The sequence below is a fragment of the Alteromonas sp. Cnat2-8 genome, assembly GCF_022348355.1.
Classification (GTDB): domain Bacteria; phylum Pseudomonadota; class Gammaproteobacteria; order Enterobacterales; family Alteromonadaceae; genus Alteromonas; species Alteromonas macleodii.
In genome coordinates this window covers 448875-467873 of sequence record NZ_JAKREX010000003.1, presented here as the reverse complement: position 1 = coordinate 467873, position 18999 = coordinate 448875, and the positions used below count along the sequence as shown (strand labels likewise).

Below are 18999 nucleotides of genomic sequence, written 5' to 3'. Positions count from 1 at the left end.
TATACTTTTTATAGTGAATAGATAGTTCACGTAGCTTCCGCATAACTTTGGTAGCTTGGCCTGTGTTTGACTGGCTCTCAAACTGATTGACGCGGAAGTAGCACTCTTCTTGTTGTGTGTGGTTTGTTTCTTGCTTCACGCAGAAGTATTACACAGCGGGATTCGACTTATGTCATATGGATATGTTTAACATGGTAACGGATAAAACGATGCAAAGTGATAGTGCTTTGGAATACATGTGCCCGTATTGCGGCGCAATAAATGACTTCCAGTTAGAAACAGTTCGCGACATGTATCACGAACAGCATGAATCTTGTGGGTGCTGCAATAAAGTACTCAGTTTAACGGCGGCCGATGGTATTGGTGGCCGTATCAATTTGATTGTCGATTCACTGGATGCAGAGCTTGTTATCAAATAAAGCGCATTGGAAAGCGTAGCAAAATGTTAGCAAACAAAAAGCCGCTTCATGAGCGGCTTTTAAAGTTCTTGAATAAAGTTCCGAAACAAACAACCATTAACTACCGAAAGAACTCTCGTTTCAATTCATTATCAGTAAGGAAACGGCCGCCGAGCGCAGACGTTTTCGTATATGAATTAGTATCACGGATCCCTCTCGCCTTAACGCAATAGTGCGTGGCGTTAATGCTCACCGCTACGTCTTCAGTATTGGTCAACGTCTGCAACGCAACTAACACTTGTTGAGTTAAACGCTCTTGTACCTGTGGACGTTGAGCAAAGAAACCCACAAGGCGATTAATCTTTGAAAGGCCGATTACTGTGTCTTTTGGAATATAAGATACGGTTGCCGTGCCATCAATAGTAACAAAGTGGTGTTCGCAGGTGCTGGTCAGGCTTATATCAGATACCTGTACAGGCTGGTCAATCTGCATCTTGTTTTCAATGGCAGTAATCTTAGGAAATTTGCGGTAGTCCAATCCACCGAAGATTTCATTAACATACATTTTAGCGATTCGCGTGGGCGTATCACACAAACTGTCGTCAGTTAGATCAAGGCCAAGCGTGTCCATTACGTCACGCATAGCACTTTCAATTCGTTTGCGCTTTTGCTCGTCAGTAAGACCATTAGCCACCATAGGTGTTTCTAAACCTTTGGCTTCTAATGCTTCTCGTACACGTTGTGCTGGCTCTGAAATAGAGGGGTCTAGTGCGTCGCGCACAATTACCGCTTCTTTTGCTAACATTACTTTATCCGTAGTTACTTCTTTTTTGATCTTGTACGAGCATGAGTTCGTTACAGATCGATTACTTGGCAACATGACTTTTATTTAATGTCATTGCTACCGACTGTGCATTTGGCACAGAATAATAAAACCGTTACCTTTTACGAAAGAAGGACATCATCTTGAATTCACCTGTGTTAATTACAGGCGCAAGTCAACGTTTAGGCTTAGCTATGGCCAATAGTTTACTTGACCAGGGCCACCACGTTGTCGTGACTTATCGAACACTTCGTCCAAGTATTTCAATGCTTGAGGATAAAGGTGCTACAGTCTTACAGGCGGATTTTAGCACTGAGGCGGCTATTGATCGAGCAATTGATGAGATTAAGGCAATCAGTAAAACCTATCGAGCGGTGATCCACAACGCGTCAGATTGGGCGCAAGAAAAAGATAACCATGACAAGCATAGCTTGATTGAACGAATGATGTTGGTCCATGCTGTTGCCCCTTACCGCATAAACTTGGCACTTGAAAAGGCTCTTTGTGATTGCGACGTTCAATCTGACATTATTCATATGACTGACTACGTTCAAGAAACAGGCAGCGAGAAACACATGGCTTATGCGGCAAGTAAGGCAGCCCTGCACAACCTGACCCTATCATTTGCTAAGAAGCTCGCACCAAAGGTAAAAGTAAATAGCATTGCCCCAGCTTTGCTTATGTTCAATGAGGGTGATGACGAAGCTTATAAGCAAAAAGCGTTAGAAAAATCACTGTTAGAGATAGTACCGGGGGCGCAAGAGGCCGTGAAAGCCGTGAACTATTTATTTGATAGTGACTATGTGACAGGGCAAACCCTTCACCTCAACGGTGGGCGGCATTTAAAATAAAGACTGCCCCTTTTTTCTGTCATTTCAGTTGTCCTCATGGCTTAAAGTAATCGTCACCGCCAATTAATTTCATCGCCATTTGCCTTGGTCTCATGCTGAGGCATGGCTATAATCCGAACCCTATTTCGTAGCTATTTGGAATTTTACTATGCACGGCAACCGTACTATGGCGCCTGAATGGCATAACATTGATGCTGTTATGTTAGCGTGGCCTCATGCGCAAACCGACTGGGCTCCATGGTTAGAAGACGCGAGAGCGACGTATCTGAACGTGATTGCTGCAGTAAACCGCAACGATGCGGGTGTGATTTTATTATGTGCGCCGAGTGACGTAGACGATCTTAATTCTCGTTTACCAGAGAACGCTCGAGTGCTTATTGTTCCTGCCTCATTTAACGACACATGGATGCGCGACTACGGCTTCATCACTTGTAAAGACAGTGAAGGCAATGGCTCGCCGGTAGAATTTCGCTTTAACGGTTGGGGCAATAAGTTTAACGCCGCTGAAGATAATCTGGCGAATCAGCGTTATCTTGCCAGCATGTGTAAATCTATACTTCGCAGCAGCCCAATTGTGGCAGAAGGTGGCGCGCTGGAAATTGATGAAGACGGACACCTATTAAGTACTGCCCAGTGTTTACTTAACCCTGAGCGTAATGGTGATATGTCGCTAAGCGCTTACGAAGATGCATTTAAAGATATGCTAGGCTGCAGCAAAGTTACTATTTTGCAACATGGTCATTTAGAAGGCGATGATACTGACGGTCACATCGACACATTAGTGCGTTTCACGCTGAACAAAGGCCTAGTGATCCAGGCGTGTAACAACCGTCCTAATGACAGTCACTTTGAAGGGTTGAAAGCGTTGTGCGACGAGTGCGCCCTTGAGCTGCCTGAGCATGAACAGTTTCATCTGCCGCTGCCTAATATTGTAAATGACGAAGGGGATCGCCTGCCGGCATCGTACGCAAATTACTTAATTTGTAACAACGCAATATTATTGCCTGTTTACGGTGAAGAGGAAGACGCAGAAGCCATTGAGACTGTACAAAGAGCACATCCCAATCATATTGTTGAACCAATCGATTGCAGTGTACTCGTAAGACAATACGGCAGCTTGCATTGCATTTCCATGCAGGTTCCCACAAATACATTAAAAGATTCGATTATCACCACCTTAAAGAAAGGAGTGTCATTACATGCGCCCAGCTAAGCTAAAAGTGGGTCTGGTACAACAGGCCGTTGCCGATAACGATAAAGCAACGAACTGGAATAAAAGTGCCGAGCAAATTGCCAAATTAGCCGCTGAAGGATGCGAGTGTATTTTGCTTCAAGAACTACACAGCACCCTGTATTTTTGCCAGCAAGAAGATACTGACGCCTTTGATTTGGCTGAACCAATTCCTGGACCTGCGACAGAATTTTTTGGTGAACTAGCCGAAAAATACAATATCGTGTTGGTGACATCTTTATTTGAAAAGCGCGGTTCAGGTTTGTATCACAACACCGCAGTCGTGTTCGACCGCAGTAAAGAAATTGCGGGCAAATATCGTAAAATGCATATTCCTGATGATCCAGGCTTTTACGAGAAGTTTTACTTCACACCGGGCGATATGGGCTTCACGCCTATTGAAACCAGCGTAGGTAAACTTGGCGTATTGGTGTGTTGGGACCAGTGGTATCCAGAAGCGGCGCGCCTAATGGCGATGGCAGGTGCGGACTTGTTGTTCTACCCTACCGCAATCGGCTGGGATTTAACTGACACAGAAGAAGAACGTACTCGTCAGCATGGTGCATGGGAAACCATTCAGCGCTCTCACGCTGTGGCAAACTCACTACCGGTTATCGTGGCAAACCGCACTGGATTTGAAGCGTCACCTGTTGAAGGCGACCCAGGCATCCAGTTCTGGGGACAAAGCTTTGTAGCTGGCCCGCAAGGTGAGATTTTGGCCAAAGCCGAAGCTGAAGGTGAAACCACGCTAACCGTAGAGCTTGATATGGAACGTACCGAGCAAGTGAAGCGCATTTGGCCTTACTTCCGCGACCGCCGCATAGACGCCTACGACGAACTAACCAAGCGCTGGCGCGATTAACCCAAATAATGGGGTCAGAGTACATTATTTGAAACAATGGGGTCAGAGTACATTTTCCAAGACAAATTTAAGTCACAAAATTTACTCTGACCCCTTTTTTAATTCTGCCGCGGTGGAAATGTACTCTGACCCCATTAGCTACCGATTCTTCATCGGACAGTTATGACATACGTTTTCATACTCGTTTTGAAATGCACGAGGAAACGGAATTTCAAGGTTTTCATTTATCGAATGATTCACCAATTTAAAAGATTGTATTTCTGATGATGATAACCAATGAATTGAATTTTGTGGCGCAGCGTTAATCGAAAACCAATAAAAACTGTCAGTCGATAGCATTTCCTTTATGTAGTCATTATGTAGACGATGCGCTGGATCTGTATGTGCAAAATCTTTTGCGGATTTGCAGTTCAGAACGCCACTTCCACTACAGTGTTGCCATGAATGAACCCCAATATAGACATTTTTTCCTATAGAACGCTTCACTCCTGCTAAGAACAAACTTACTCCTCCTGATGCAATTACTCCTCCTTCTAATACATGAGTGTCTAGCTTTTCTTGCCGAATAAAGCGTCCTAGTTTAAGAGTGGCACTATCGTCGTTAGAGCCTCCATTTGCAGTAAACACAATACGAGTAATCTCTGGTGACTTTTCTAGTTTTTTGACTACAGCATCTAGAGTGAAACTATCAAAATTCCCTAATAAAAAGAGGTTTTCTCCCCTTTTATTAATAACCGTTTCAGTCGTGTTTTGCTCTCTTCCTATGGCACAACAGGATGTGATTCCCAAGAGAATAAAAAAAGCAAACAGTTTAAATGCACTATCCATGTGACGGCTCACTCAATTGTTTGTTAAATCCAAAAAAAGACACAGTACCATTTATATACTTTGCTGGACTAAACTTTAAATATAATGTTGTCGTAGAGCATGAATACCTGTCGTGAGCGTTTAGGCAGAAGCGTTAGCATTACCTCTTCATCTATATCCAGCCCACCAGTGAACTGACCAAAGGCTGGCATCACAAATACATTTTCGTTGTTAGTAAAGCATTTGCCTGAGTAGCGGCGGCGAGTAATGGTTGTGCGCTTTTTGGGGTGATAATGGCCAATAACCTGAGCACGAGTTTCACTTGTTTCTACTTCGTGTCTAAATACCATATTATCTAACACTATTTCAAAACACGGCGTACCCGGTATGCCGTCGGGTAAATCTGGGTCATGATTACCTTCTACCCACATCCACTCGTTCACACTATCAATTAATCTGCATAAGTGCTGACGGTCATCAAAGGTCATGCGCGACATGCTGTGTTTATCGTGAAAGCTGTCACCTAAGCTGATTACTCGCAGTGGCTTGTAATCATCGATGATGCTCTCTAATCGCGTTAACGTAGCGGTGGAATCCAAGCTCGGCAACGGGTTCGCATAACTGCGTAAATAACTGCCTTTTTCTAAGTGGAGATCAGACACTATAAGCCAATCGCATGCGGGTAAATACGCCACACCGCGAGCATCTAGCAGCCACAAGTAGTCTGCATATTTTGTGATAGTGATGTGGCGCTGGCTTACTTTTTCGGTTAGCCAAGCATCGCTTATTGCCAAAATTTCCTCTTTTGCTCTTCGTTTGTGAGTTTTTATTATCGGTTTGAAACCGCTCGTTAATTTTGCGGGACTACGCTTCAAGCTTCCGCATTGTGACCGCTCTTGTTAGTTGAGCAAGGTGTCAGGCGTGAAGTGCATCGCCAAGGTATTAAAGCGAAGCCTAAAGGTCGTGTTTATCTTCACGTTATTCAACGCTAGCCCCTGATAGCAATGCGCGAACTTCGTCTAACATGGTTTCAGCTTCTGCATATAAATTAGCTTGCTCGATGATAGCCTGTGCGCCAGCGCCTTTCACTTGTTCACTACGCACATCCAGTACTATAGGAATGGCCATGGGCGACGGTTTTTCAAGGTTTACCAGTGTCGTTGAATCCACGTAGCGAATAAGTAAATTAGCAAGTCGCCTTAAATCAAGTAGCTCACGCTCTGCATCGGCCCGTGCTACTTTAAGTAAGATATGGTCGCGATCGTGTTCGCGCAATGTATCGTAGATAAGGTCGGTAGAAAACGTTACTTGCTTCATGGTTTTTTGGCTGGCGTGATAGCGCTGTTCAGTGAGCCCACTCACCACCGCCACTTGCCTGAACGAGCGCTTGAGCATAGGTGCCTGTAACATCCAGTCTTCTAGCTCATCCCCTAAAATATCAGGCTGGAATAGTTGCTGCAGCTGTCCTTGGGTGATGGCGTTTACTGAAGCCACCGATAATCCGTAATCGGTCACGCTGAAGCTTAAAGGCTTAATGCCCATTTTTTCCATTCGTCGCGTTAGCAACATACCTAAGGTTTGGTTCGCTTTGCGTCCGTCGAAGGTGTAGTACAAGGTATAGTGCGCCTGTCTAAACGGAAATTGTTCTACAAGCACGTTGTCAGGACTAGGCAATTGAGAAAACGCCTGTTGAAGTTTAAGCCACTCTTGTACCTGTGCAGGCAGTGCTCTCCATGATTTCTGAGTAGCCAAAATTGCCCGTACCCCATCCGCCAAGTAAGTAGATAGCGGCATTTGACCACCCGCGTAGCTTGGTATTTTCGGCTCTTTTGCTTTTGCAGGCTTAGCGTGTAGCTGCATGTCGCGAATAGCCTCAAAACGCAATACTTCTCCTGCAAAATAGAAGGTGTCTCCGGGCGTTAACTGCTGAGCGAAATACTCTTCTACTTCACCAATTATCTTGCCCTGATTTCCTCTTCGTATACGCTTTACTTTAAGCCGACCCGCTTCAACGATTGTGCCGATATTTTGTCTGTGCCGTTGAATAACCCGCCGATTCGCTGGCGAGTAAGTGCCATCGTCGTTTTTTGTGAGGCGTTGATATCTCTCATACGCATTAAGCGCACTGCCGCCGTCTTGAGTAAACTGCCACAGTTTTGCGAAATCATCTCTATCGAGCCCTTGGTATGGCGTGGCGGTAAGTATCTCTTGATACAAGGTATCTGGGCTATCGGCCCTACTACACAAGCAGTTCATTATAAATTGCGGGATAATGTCCAGTGCCCCTGGCTGTGGACTTTCCCCGTCTAGCTCCCCTTTTTCAATAGCGGAGATCGCCGCCTGACATTCCAGCGCTTCAAAACGGTTTGCCGGTACGAGCAACGCTTCACTTGGCTCGTCGAGCCTGTGGTTTGCTCGCCCTATCCTTTGCAGCAGCCTGCTTACACCTTTAGGTGCGCCAACTTGTATGACCTTGTCTACATCACCCCAGTCGATACCTAACTCCAAGGCCGACGTACATACAATTGCCCTCAGCATGCCGCTTGCCATCATGGCTTCGGTCTTACGACGCTGCTCTTTGCTCAAGCTGCCGTGATAAAGGGCAATGGGTAGCGCAGCCTTGTTTGCCTCCCACAGCATTTGAAACAACAGCTCTGACTGAGCTCGCGTATTCACAAAAACCAGCGTGGTTTTGGCGTTTTCAATAGCCTGATAAATATCATCGATGGCGTAGCGAGCCATAAAGCCGCCAAAAGGCATGCGCGCTTTAGAGTGCAGCATTTCCACCTTAGGTTTTTCACCCGCTTTCACTTTTACAATATTAGCTACACCGTCACTGCCAGCCAGCCACGCACCTAGCGTTTCGGGAAAAGCGACAGTGGCTGATAAGCCAATACGCTTACAATGCGGTGATAGAACGCTTAACCGCGCGAGGGCGAGTGAAAGAAAGTCTCCGCGCTTGTTGGCCATTAAACTGTGCGTTTCGTCGATGATCACGCGTTTAAGCTTGCCAAAAAGCTTATCGGCATCGGCGTAGCTCAACATCAGCATGAGCGATTCTGGTGTGGTAAGCAGGATGTTTGGCGGCTTTTTACGTTGACGCTGGCGCTTGTGTGAGGGCGTATCGCCGGTACGTGTTTCTGCCGTTATAGGCAGCGCCATCTCTTCAATGGGCTGTAACAAATTACGATGAATATCTTGCGTGAGTGCTTTCAGCGGCGATATGTAAAGGGTATGTAGGCCGTTGAACCCATCCTTTTCTTTTCCTTTTGTTGCCTGTTTGTTTATTGCTTTTGTTTCGGCTTGTTCACTGGTTCCGGTCTTCTTAACAAGCTCCCCATTTTCCGACTTCTCGGCAAGTTCACTCATACCAAATGTCTCTGCAAGTTCGCTCATACCAAATGTCTCTGCAAGTTCGACTAGGCTAGGTAAAAAGCCCGACAGGGTTTTGCCAGCGCCGGTTGGCGCAATCAATAATGTACAGTCATGCTGGTCTTTCTCCACCAGCATGGTGTGTTGATAATCGCGTAGTTGCCAGCCTTTTTGTTCAAACCAATGGGCAAAGACTGAAGGAAGTGAAGTCATTGATGGTTCTTGTTAATACTTTTAGCACTTATACGGCAAAACCTTGGTTAGGTTTACTTGTCACGCCTTACGATAGATGCACAATGTAATCATCCTCAGCGCGTTTAACGTTTAGATACATTTTTCACTTCGACCTTATGCATTTTCTTAGCGTAAACTTCAGCGCGGAGTTTTTGACCTTCTTATGCTTCACGAATTAGCGATTTTCTTACAAGGACCGTACATGCGAATTCATTCAATAGACGCCGTTAGAGGTTTAGCCATTCTTGGCATCTTATTCATGAACATTACGTTTCACCAAAACGGTTACGCTAACTATGCATTTTTTGAAGAGCCGCTATTATCAGACACGGTTATTTCACTTTTTAACACGCTGTTTTTGGATGGACGATTTCGCTCTCTGTTCTGCTTGTTGTTTGGTGCAGGTCTGGCAATTCAATTTGAGGCCTGTGAAAAGCGCGGACAACATTTCCTAGATTTCTCACAAGCCAGACTCAAGTGGCTGTTTGTATTTGGGCTACTGCATGGCGTATTTATTTTCAGCGGCGACATTTTGCTTTATTACAGCCTGTGCGCATTTTTTATTTTAAAACACTTCACGCTCCCTCAAGATAAACTCAAAAAGAAAAGTATTCATTACCTTATTGTGGGAAGCGCAATTATGTTAGTTGGTGGGCTCGTCATGGCGTTTGTGTTCGACATGGGGACTGAACTGCCAACGCGACCCAGTGAAACATTTAACGAAGAAGTGGCCTTGTGGCAAAGCGGCTACTTAACGCAACTTGGTATTCAAGCATCGTTTATGCTGTCTACGGTTATTGTCGCGCCATTCACTATGCTGTGGCAGTCTATGGGGCTTATGATGTTTGGCGCTTACTTGTACAGGGCAGGCTTTTTCAATCACGGCTTCTCGTCACTACTATTTAAGAAGTTAGTATTGGTTGCTATCGTCACATCCATCATTACTGCACTTCCGCAATTTTTATTCGAACAGGTAACATTAGATGTGATTCCCATGTTCACTAGCATTCCAGCCATTTTCTGTGCTTTGGTATACGCTCACCTATTGATAAATATAAGACATACTGCGGCGTGGTGGTATCAGTCGCTTATAAACTGCGGCAAAGTTGCGTTCACCCTCTACTTAACCCAATCAATAGCACTCGCTGTGCTATTTCGCATCGTCATGCCCGCTTATTTTCCAAACTTTATTTACAGCGTAACTTTGCTTGATTTGCTTCTTGTCACCATCGCCTTCACCGCAGTACAAGTTATTTTGGCGAACGGCATTACTAAGCACTTCAACCAAGGTCCCTTTGAAGCCCTATGGCGAAAAATGTATTTGCGCAGTTTTCACAAAAAGCAAAAATTGAAACAGGACGAAATAGAGCAGCTCACCTAACGCCATATCGCTTGCATCTTGAAAATTGTGTCTATACTGAACGGTAAACGTAACCTAAATAAGTAGGCCTGCTAAGCTTTACTCAATGTTAAAGGTTAGCAGGCCCAATGGCTTTTCCTTAGCCATTGAGGTAAATAGGCATGATACAAAGTCGACGTCGAGTAGGACTATTTTCAATAGTAGCGGTGATGATAATTTGGCACCTTTTCTGTCAACAAGCTTTTGGAAGTGTGTTGGACAGTGCGCAAACATCACAGCTCGTCCCTAGCAGTTACGAAGTTAAGATAGTCGAAAGTAGTGAGCTCGACTATGCCTCTCATGCCTATTACTCTGCATTGCTTAAATTAGCGCTTAGCAAAACAGAAGACCCTATTAAACCAACATATCTCGTAGAGAGTAGCGGCAATTTGGTGCAAGAACGCGTTCTGCGCCAACTAAACCAAGAAGGGGGAATTGACGTATTTTGGACAGTGACGTCAAAACTACGTGAACAGCAAGCCATTCCGGTGCGGGTTCCTCTATTGAACGGAATCATGGGCTATCGTGTCTCTTTGATCCGCCAAACTACTCTACGTGAGTTTAACAATGTTCGTAGCGCGCCTGACCTAAAGCGGTTTGTTGCAGGTCAAGGTCACGACTGGCCCGACTTTCAGATTCTAGAGCACAACGGATTTACTACGTTAGGAACCAGTAATTACGACATTATCATTGAGCTTTTAAAGGCTGGTAGAATTGATTACTTTCCACGTGCGGCTCATGAGGCGGTGGTAGAGGCGAAATCGCTAAACGACCCGGACATTATCATAGAACCTTCAGTTTTATTGTATTACCCGTCTTACATGTTCTTCTTCGTTTCACAATCGAAACCTGAATTAGCGCAGCGCATAGAACGGGGATTAAATATTGCCCGACAAGACGGAAGCTTCGCCGCGTTATTTGAAAAATACATTAGTTTTAAAGATATTGAAAAAGCGCTGAAGCTTTCAGAGAGAACCGTACTTAAACTTAATAATCCACACCTCTCCGAAGCGACGCTAGAGGCAACAGCATCAGAAGCCCAACAACTTGAGATTGTACAATAGGTAGCTCGAATAGCACGTTATAAGACTACAGCATCCTTAATCAGTGTTACTTCTCATCAAGGAAAGTACTCCATTGATTCAACCACACATGTAATGTGAGAGACTTTTAAAGTGCCTCTTCCGAAGCTGTATCAAGTCCATATCTACTGCGACAAACAATGTGCTTAAGCGCTTAGCAGTTCGCAAAAATCCTAGACGAGCGAATATCAAATGGTCGATTTTAGGTACTCACTACGTAGTAAGAGCATTGTTTATTTCGTGGAAATTATGTGTAGTGCATCCATCAACATGGCTTAAAGCTGACGACACTGGCCTGTATTGCGAGCCGGGTGATTTCTATATTGACCCGATGAATGAAGTGGCCACAGCACTGGTCACTCACGGACACGCTGATCATGCGCGCGCAGGCCACCACAGTGTCTATGCCAGCGCAGAAACACTGGCCATTATGAAAACCCGCTACGGCGATGAAATGGCAACCCACCAACACGCCATAACGCTAGGTAAGTCAGTGACATTTAATGACGTTGCGGTCACTTTTTTCCCCGCCGGACACATTTTAGGCTCTACTCAAATTCTTATCGAATATGCAGGTTATCGCGTTGTAGTTTCCGGCGACTACAAACGTCGCCACGATCCTACCTGCCCGCCGTTTGAAGTTGTCCCTTGCGATGTATTGATTACCGAGGCCACTTTTGGCCTTCCTGTGTTTAAACATCCACCTATAGAGCACGAAATAGATAAGCTCCTTCACTCGTTACGTGTTTTTCCCGAACGATGCCACCTTGTTGGTGCGTATGCCCTAGGGAAATGCCAGAGGGTTATTTTAGCGCTACGTGAAGCGGGGTACGAAAAGCCCATCTACTTACATGGTGCGCAGCTAAAGCTATGCGATTTATATGAACAGCTTGGAATAAATCTAGGTGCTTTAATACCTGTATCCGATGTCGCAGATAAGAAAGCACTGGCAGGTGAGATTGTATTAGCGCCCCCCTCGGCATTGGCCGACAGGTGGTCGAGAAGCTTACCCAATGTGCGCCCTGTTATGGCGTCTGGCTGGATGCAAATTCGCGCCCGTGCGAAGCAAAGAAATGCCGAACTACCGCTTATTATTTCCGATCACTGCGATTGGCCAGAATTATTACAAACCATTGAAGAAGTGAATCCCAAAGAAGTATGGGTGACCCACGGTAGAGAAGACGCGTTAATGTATCAAGCTGAAAAAATGGGGTTCAAAGCTAGGGCATTATCGCTTGTCGGCTACGATGAAGAAGAGCAAGGAGGCGACTAATGAAAGCATTTGGTATTTTGCTTGAGCAACTTTATTACACGTCGGGAAACAAAGCCAAAGCGCAACTCATTGCTGATTACATTGCCAACACACCTGACCCTGATCGTGGTTGGGCTATAGCCGCTATGGCCGGTACGTTGCGATTTGATTTTTTTAAGCGTAACACTGTGAAAAAGCTCATTACCGAACACACTGACTCTGCGCTTTTTGCAATGAGCTACGATTATGTGGGAGAGGTTAGCGAAACCGTGGCGCATTTATGGCCTTACAGTGAACCTACGGATAATCTTCCAAGTCTTACTGAAGTCGTAGAAACCTTTGCGTCTGTGAGTAAACAGAAGGTGTCGGAAACGCTAGCCAACTACCTGACGATAATGACCCCTGCACAGCGCTGGGCTTTATTGAAACTTGGCACCCGCGGATTGCGCATAGGCGTGTCGGCTCGCTCCATTAAACAAATACTGGCCGATTATGGCAATAAAGATATCAAAGAAATTGAAACGCTGTGGCACGCGGTTACACCACCCTACACCGACATGCTTGCTTGGCTAGAAGGCAAAGCTGACAAACCTGACATTGAAAATGCAGTTACTTTCCACCCCGTGATGCTCTCCCACCCTATTGAGGACAGCGATATTGATGCTTTTACGGAAAACACGTGGCAAATTGAAAACAAGTACGACGGTATTCGCGTTCAGCTTGCTGTTAAATCGGAGCCTATTGCCAGTAAATGCGCCACAAGAAAAGACCAGAACGATAACAAAAAAGGGCAAACAATAGATGAAGAGACGCCGGATAAGGCGCTTTTCTCACGCACAGGGGATGACATTAGCCATTCTTTTCCCGACCTACTAGAGACGGTAGACGGAAATATGGTGCTAGACGGTGAACTACTGGTTATTCATAACGTAAAAGGCGACGCTTATGACGCTATGGCTTCACAGCCGAATGTCGACACATTCAATGCACTTCAGCAACGCCTCAACAAGAAAAAGCCAAGTAAAGCACTGCAAGCGTCTTCACCTGTTGGACTTATTGTCTACGATGCCTTGGTGCTAGATGGCAAAGATTTAACTGAGAAAACGTTGAAGGAACGTCGCCAGGCGCTCCATGAATGGTTTAACCACAACAAAAGCGAGCGATTATTTTTATCGGAAACCCTTTCTGCAAGCTCTCCTAAAAGCCTTCGTGAACTTCACGCCCACGTTTGTCAAAATCGCGCGGTGGAAGGGTTGATGATAAAGCGCTTAGATAGCAAGTACATCCCCGGCCGTCCCAAAGGGCAATGGTTCAAGTGGAAGCGCGACCCGCTGGTGGTTGATGCGGTAATGATGTACGCGCAGCGAGGGCACGGGAAACGATCGAGCTTCTATTCCGATTACACGTTCGGTGCATGGGAAGACAACCAGCTTCTGCCAATAGGAAAAGCATATTCTGGATTTACCGACGAAGAACTTAAGAAGCTAGACAACTGGGTACGGCGCAATGCAGTTGGACGCTTTGGCCCTGTGCGGGAGGTAAAGAAAGATCTGGTGTTAGAAGTGGCTTTCGACGCGGTCCATCCTTCTTCAAGACATAAATCGGGTGTAGCGCTGCGCTTCCCTCGCATTCACCGTATTCGTTGGGATAAACCCGCCGCCGAAGCTGACACGCTAACCAACGTTAAAGCGTTAATCGAAAACTAACCACGTAAAAATACTTCCTAAGTAAGAAAAAATCGCTGAAAATGAAGTTTTACAGATGACCTCGGGCGGATTGCCTGAAGAGAACAAAAATAGGAAATCGCCATGCCTAAGGCTAGTGAAATCAAAAAGAATAACACCGTGGTATTTGACGGTAAGACCTGCATAGTTAGAGATATAGAGCGTTCTGTACCCCAAGGTCGTGCAGGTGGCAGCATTTATCGCATGCGCATGTATGACGTGGTCACAGGTGCTAAGTACGACGAAACATTTAAAGACTCAGACACATTAGATATGGCTGATTTAATTCGTCGTCCGGCAATGTTTTCTTATGTTGATGGTGACGAATACATTTTTATGGATAAGGAAGACTACACGCCTTATCACTTGAACAAAGAAAGTATTGAAAATGAGGCGCTATTCATTAATGAAGACACCGACGGTATTCAGGTGGTTATCGTAAGTGAAGTGCCAGTAGCGCTAGATTTGCCAATGAGCGTAGAGCTTGAAGTTGTTGAGACAGACCCATCTATTAAAGGCGCCTCTGCTACGTCTCGAACCAAGCCTGCCACGCTTTCAACCGGACTGGTTGTACAGGTGCCTGAATACATCAGCACTGGCGAATGGATTAAGGTTAATACTGAAGAGCGTAAGTTCCAAAGCAGAGCAGATAAGCACTAAGCCTCCAATACATCAGCTGTCGCTACCTTTGCCGGTGCGCAGCTATTGAAGAAAAAAGGGTTCATTTTGAACCCTTTTGTTTATCTTAAGATCATCCTATTTCGTAAGGCGTTTACTTAGCGATATCAGCCTTTGTTGGAAGTGCGCTAAATGCACCATACTGCGTTACCGTGTAAGCACCACAGCGGATAGCAAATTCCGTAGCTTCGCTTACATTCTCGAAGTTCTCCGCCCATGCGTCGAAGTCATCAGCACTTTTCACTTTTGTAGATAGGAAATATAAGAAGCCACCAATAAAAGAGTCACCCGCTGCCGTCGTGTCTTTTACATCCATTTTAGGTGACGCTAACGTGCCGCTAAACGACTTGGTAATATAGTGAATAGGCTCACCACCATCGGTTACCAATACAACTTTAACACCGCTATCAAGCCACTGCTGAACTTTTGTATCAGCATTTTCTTCGCCATATAGCTCTGCGAGTTCTTCTCGGCTAGCCTTTAAAACAGACACTTTCTTTGCAGCTTCATCTATACGTGACGGAGCATTCGCTGTGTCATCCCAAAACGCTGGGCGATAGTTAATATCCAAACACACCATCATGCCGTTTTCCTTCGCCTTGTTCAGAATAAACTCGGTACCTGGAATAAGTTCAGGGCCTGAAATAGAACCTGAGCAAAAATGAAGCACTGTATTTTTATCACAATCTATCGTCGACAAATCTTGCTCTGAAATGTGTTTATGCGCTGCATTATCAACATAAAAATCAAAAGAGCGTTCGCCGTCTGCATCCAAGTTTACAAATGCCAAAGCCGTATTACCTTCTTGTGTAGTCCACACGAAGTCAGTATTTACTTTGTAGTGCTCTAGCATTTCTTTAAGGAACGCGCCAAAAGTATCGTCACCTACTTTCGAGACCATCGCACTCTCACCACCTAGCTGAGCAACAGCAACCGCTACGTTAGCAGGTGCACCACCCGCGTAGGGCTGGAAAGGTTCCATTGCTGGTATGTTGCCATCTTTGGGCGCAGCACCTTGGCTTAACATATCAATTAGCACTTCACCTAAACATAAAATCTTCATACCAGCCTCACTTAACAGAATTTAAAAATTGCAGCTTACCTATGCACAGTTCGCGCAAGGTTAACGAATCGTTAATTAATTGGGGCATAGTATTGTCGAAAGAACCAATTAAATCAACCTAATTGATTTAACCTTTTGCGCAAAAATCAATGGGTGTGATAGGGTTGACGTAGTACTGTCGAATAAAGTTACGTCTGAACAAGTACCTACACCATTTCTTAAATTTGATACACGGCTAGGTTGTTATTACACTCTAGCTTCTTAAAACGATAGATTGTAAATACATTGAATACTGAATCGGCCTTTCACCTGCCATCACAAAAAGCACCTACATTGCTTGATAGCCGCTCAGCGAATGAACGGGATATCCTTACCCTAATTCGCCAACGTTCTTCATTGCCTAAAGCTGAAATAGCACAGTTAACGGGGCTGTCTGCACAATCAGCGACAGTGATCATTAAAAAACTAGAGGCTGACGGCCTGGTAAGGCGACTAAAGCCAATCAAAGGCGGAGTAGGCCAGCCCAAGGTGCCGTTTGGTCTAAATGAAAACGGCGCGTTTGGTATAGGGCTGAAAGTAGGTCGACGAAGTTTCGATATGACGTTACTCGACTTGAAAGGCAATGTAAGAGCAACACTTCACGAGAAGTTTGCCTACCCGACCGTAAGCAATCTGCTTACCTTTGCAAAACGTGCTTTCAATGTACTCATTAAAAATTTGGATACCGACCAACAGCGCCTAATCCGAGGTTTAGGCGTTGCTATGCCCTTCGAAATTTGGAGCTGGGCAGAAGAAGCCGGAGCCCCAAAAACTGAATTGGAAGAGTGGAGAGAGTTTAACCCACAAGCGGCGTTGGAAGATTTATTATCACTGCCTGTTTTTATAAAAAATGATGCTGGGGCAGCGTGCAGCGCAGAGATGTCGTTCGGTAATTCCCAAAACTACAGTAGTTTTCTTTACATCTTTGTGGGCACATTCTTAGGTGGTGGCCTGGTACTCAATAACCAGTTAGTTAATGGAAAAACAGGCAACGCCGGGGCCATTGGCTCTTTACCCTTTTACAATGGCAGTACACAAAGCCAGCTAATAACCCAGTCTTCACTTTATTTGCTGGAAAGAAAGCTAAACGACGCTGGGCATAACGGTCAGCATATTTATGAATCGCCATCCCACTGGTCTTGTGACACGCACTCAATAGAAGACTGGTTAAGCGAAACCGCCAGAGGATTGGCCTTTGCGACTCAATGTGCAATGAGCTTGTTAGACCTAGACGGCGTAATCATAGATGGCGCAATTCCTGATGATGTCAAAAACGCATTGGTCGCGCATACGCAAACCGCGATGGAGACGCTTGATATGCGTGGCCTTGCTCAGGTACACATAAGCGAAGGTCTTGTAGGCAGAAAAGCGCAATCCATTGGAAGTGCAAACCTAGCCCTTCAGGCAAATTATTACTAATCATCTCACATCTCAAAAGGTTTGGCTTTGGGCAGCATGAAAGAAGGAATGCATGACATTTTAATTTTAGATGGCGGCATGGGGCGAGAGCTGAAAAAGACAGGTGCGCCCTTTAAGCAGCCAGAGTGGTCAGCACTGGCACTAATGCAAACACCAGAATTAGTAAGTGATGTGCACAAACGTTTTCTTGAAGCTGGTGCCTGCGTTATTACCACTAACGCCTATGCGCTTGTACCTTTTCATATTGGGGAAAATACATTTAGGGAGCAGGCTTTTACTCTCGCTCAGAATGCGGCCGAACTCGCTCGAGGTGCAGTAAACGCACTAAAGAGCGATGGTGACAAGAGGCGATTTGTCGCGGGTAGCGTTCCTCCAGCTTTTGGTTCTTACCGCCCGGATTTATTTGATGCGAGCCGTGTAGCCGACATTCTCACCCCGCTTATTAAAGCCCAGGAGCCCTATGTTGATGTTTGGTTGATTGAAACTGCAAGTTCGGTAGAAGAAGCTAAAGCCGTGGTGTCACTTATAAAACAGCACTCTTCACTGCCTATATGGCTGTCATTCTCCGTTAGTAATCGAGAAACATCTAACGAGCCTGTGACATTGCGCTCAGGTGAGCTGCTAAGTGAGATAGAGTCATTATTGAGCGAAGTACAGAGCGTACTTTTCAATTGCTCGCAGCCGGAAGAGATGGAAGACGCTATTTCAATAACGCGAAGTTTAAATGCTTCGATTAATATTGGCGCTTATGCAAATAGCTTTTCTGAGAGAAAACGTACACACGCGGCCAACGCGCTACTTTCCGAAATACGTGACGATATAACCCCCGCCCGCTATGTTGAATACGTTAAGACTTGGGTGGCTGCTGGCGCAACCATCATCGGGGGCTGCTGTGGTATCGGCCCTGAACATATTAAAGCCATCAGCGACGTTTTTGGTCAAGAAAAGTACTAAATAGACGTGGCTAGCTTTACAGCGCAAAGTCCTGTGTTTCGAAATACAATAATGAGTATAAGTCGCATACTGCAAACGCCGCATTGAGCTGTTCTACACTAGGCACATGCGTTTCCGTTGGTTTTATCGCTGGTTCGCTACATCCTTTTACGAGTATTAACGCATCATAAGAAGGGCGTGTACCAATACTATGAACGTACAGTTGACTATCGCCAAGCTCAATGATTGACCATGAATTAGCGCTCGGATCATTAGGGGCATCTACATCGGCGTGTTGCCGTTTATACTGTTTTGACACTCGACGTTTAAACAGCAACTCAACGAATGTCAGTTTCGATTCACTTAGCCACTGATTACCGCCTCGTTCAAAGTGCCCCTTAAAGAATTCCGCAGGAATAGAAAATTGCTCTCCATTAATGAGCTTATTTAAATCAAAAATAGCCGGCAACAGTGTAACCATGCTGCTCTGAGAAAAAGCGCCAGCGTGATCCAGATCTAAAGACTCAAGAACTAGCGCTTTACATGAACTGTCTATCTTGTAGATAAGTTGATAATCGTGTGGCGAGTAGTATAGCGGCAGATGACTAGCGTAGAGATCGGTACCATCGGAAAACACTACCATTCCGTGAGATCCAACTTTATCGTGATTAGCGTGTGTCGTGGCAACTGGCGCTAACTCGCGGCCGACGGCATTCGCACTGGAGGCGGGTGTATTAATGAAAGTCACGAATATATATAAAGCAGTAAGAAAGAGATATTTCATAAGGCGGCAAGTATGTTTGAAAGGCTACTGTGGCAATACTGACATTCA

At 45.3% G+C, this 18999-nt stretch carries 17 protein-coding genes; 11 read left to right on the top strand and 6 right to left on the bottom strand.

Features of this window, described 5'->3' with window-relative positions; all coding sequences use genetic code 11:
- Positions 1-176: 176 nt before the first annotated feature.
- Positions 177-419, top strand: a complete 243-nt coding sequence (locus tag MHN00_RS09870) for a hypothetical protein (protein ID WP_014951060.1) — start codon at positions 177-179, stop codon at positions 417-419.
- A 100-nt stretch (positions 420-519) separates the two neighbouring features.
- On the opposite strand, the gene folE is transcribed toward MHN00_RS09870, so the two are convergent.
- Entirely contained in the window at positions 520-1203 is a 684-nt protein-coding gene (gene folE / locus MHN00_RS09865; protein ID WP_014951061.1) for a GTP cyclohydrolase I FolE, read from the bottom strand.
- A gap of 161 nt (positions 1204-1364) precedes the next feature.
- On the opposite strand from folE, the gene folM reads away from it, so the two are divergent.
- The 3 genes from folM (at position 1365) to MHN00_RS09850 (ending at position 4165) form a co-directional block, all read left to right on the top strand.
- The gene (folM, locus tag MHN00_RS09860) at positions 1365-2072 is read left to right on the top strand and encodes a dihydromonapterin reductase (RefSeq protein ID WP_014977635.1); all 708 of its coding nucleotides are present in this window, start codon (positions 1365-1367) and stop codon (positions 2070-2072) included.
- Between the two features lie 148 nt (positions 2073-2220).
- Entirely contained in the window at positions 2221-3285 is a 1065-nt protein-coding gene (locus MHN00_RS09855; protein WP_239301048.1) for an agmatine deiminase family protein, read from the top strand.
- Positions 3272-4165, top strand: a complete 894-nt coding sequence (locus MHN00_RS09850; protein WP_239301047.1) for a carbon-nitrogen hydrolase — start codon at positions 3272-3274, stop codon at positions 4163-4165. The genes MHN00_RS09855 and MHN00_RS09850 overlap by 14 nt, the downstream gene beginning before the upstream one ends.
- Positions 4166-4303: 138 nt before the next feature.
- Here MHN00_RS09850 and MHN00_RS09845 read toward each other — a convergent pair whose 3' ends face one another.
- The 3 genes from MHN00_RS09845 to MHN00_RS09835 all read right to left on the bottom strand — a co-directional run bounded on the left by MHN00_RS09845 (position 4304) and on the right by MHN00_RS09835 (position 8557).
- Positions 4304-4993 carry a hypothetical protein gene (locus MHN00_RS09845; RefSeq protein WP_239301046.1) on the bottom strand — a complete coding sequence of 230 codons (690 nt, stop codon included), beginning with the start codon at positions 4991-4993 and terminating at the stop codon, positions 4304-4306.
- Positions 4994-5061: 68 nt separating this feature from the next.
- Positions 5062-5766, bottom strand: a complete 705-nt coding sequence (gene pdeM, locus MHN00_RS09840; protein WP_239301045.1) for a ligase-associated DNA damage response endonuclease PdeM — start codon at positions 5764-5766, stop codon at positions 5062-5064.
- 184 nt (positions 5767-5950) lie between these two features.
- The gene (locus MHN00_RS09835; protein ID WP_239301044.1) at positions 5951-8557 is read right to left on the bottom strand and encodes a ligase-associated DNA damage response DEXH box helicase; all 2607 of its coding nucleotides are present in this window, start codon (positions 8555-8557) and stop codon (positions 5951-5953) included.
- Positions 8558-8780: 223 nt separating this feature from the next.
- Between MHN00_RS09835 and MHN00_RS09830 the strand changes: the two genes are divergently transcribed.
- The 5 genes from MHN00_RS09830 to yeiP all read left to right on the top strand — a co-directional run bounded on the left by MHN00_RS09830 (position 8781) and on the right by yeiP (position 14695).
- Positions 8781-9959 (top strand): DUF418 domain-containing protein, encoded by a 1179-nt coding sequence (locus MHN00_RS09830; RefSeq protein ID WP_239301043.1) that lies wholly within the window; start codon positions 8781-8783, stop codon positions 9957-9959.
- A 140-nt stretch (positions 9960-10099) separates the two neighbouring features.
- Entirely contained in the window at positions 10100-11041 is a 942-nt protein-coding gene (locus MHN00_RS09825; RefSeq protein ID WP_239301042.1) for a transporter substrate-binding domain-containing protein, read from the top strand.
- 274 nt (positions 11042-11315) lie between these two features.
- Positions 11316-12332 (top strand): ligase-associated DNA damage response exonuclease, encoded by a 1017-nt coding sequence (locus MHN00_RS09820; RefSeq protein WP_239301041.1) that lies wholly within the window; start codon positions 11316-11318, stop codon positions 12330-12332.
- On the top strand, positions 12332-14017 hold the full coding sequence (locus MHN00_RS09815; protein ID WP_239301040.1) for a cisplatin damage response ATP-dependent DNA ligase: 1686 nt from the start codon (positions 12332-12334) through the stop codon (positions 14015-14017). The genes MHN00_RS09820 and MHN00_RS09815 overlap by 1 nt, the downstream gene beginning before the upstream one ends.
- A 102-nt stretch (positions 14018-14119) precedes the next feature.
- Positions 14120-14695, top strand: a complete 576-nt coding sequence (yeiP, locus tag MHN00_RS09810) for an elongation factor P-like protein YeiP (RefSeq protein ID WP_014951071.1) — start codon at positions 14120-14122, stop codon at positions 14693-14695.
- A 112-nt stretch (positions 14696-14807) separates the two neighbouring features.
- Here yeiP and MHN00_RS09805 read toward each other — a convergent pair whose 3' ends face one another.
- A complete protein-coding gene (locus MHN00_RS09805; protein ID WP_239301038.1) occupies positions 14808-15776 on the bottom strand; it encodes a carbohydrate kinase in 969 nt (322 codons plus the stop codon).
- Positions 15777-16061: 285 nt separating this feature from the next.
- Between MHN00_RS09805 and MHN00_RS09800 the strand changes: the two genes are divergently transcribed.
- Both MHN00_RS09800 and MHN00_RS09795 read left to right on the top strand, forming a co-directional pair.
- Positions 16062-17234, top strand: coding sequence for an ROK family transcriptional regulator (locus tag MHN00_RS09800; RefSeq protein ID WP_239301036.1), 1173 nt, complete (start codon positions 16062-16064; stop codon positions 17232-17234).
- A gap of 36 nt (positions 17235-17270) precedes the next feature.
- Positions 17271-18188, top strand: coding sequence for a homocysteine S-methyltransferase family protein (locus MHN00_RS09795; protein ID WP_239301035.1), 918 nt, complete (start codon positions 17271-17273; stop codon positions 18186-18188).
- Between the two features lie 16 nt (positions 18189-18204).
- Here MHN00_RS09795 and MHN00_RS09790 read toward each other — a convergent pair whose 3' ends face one another.
- Complete coding sequence (locus tag MHN00_RS09790; protein ID WP_239301034.1) at positions 18205-18951, bottom strand: hypothetical protein; 747 nt, start codon at positions 18949-18951, stop codon at positions 18205-18207.
- Positions 18952-18999: the final 48 nt, after the last annotated feature.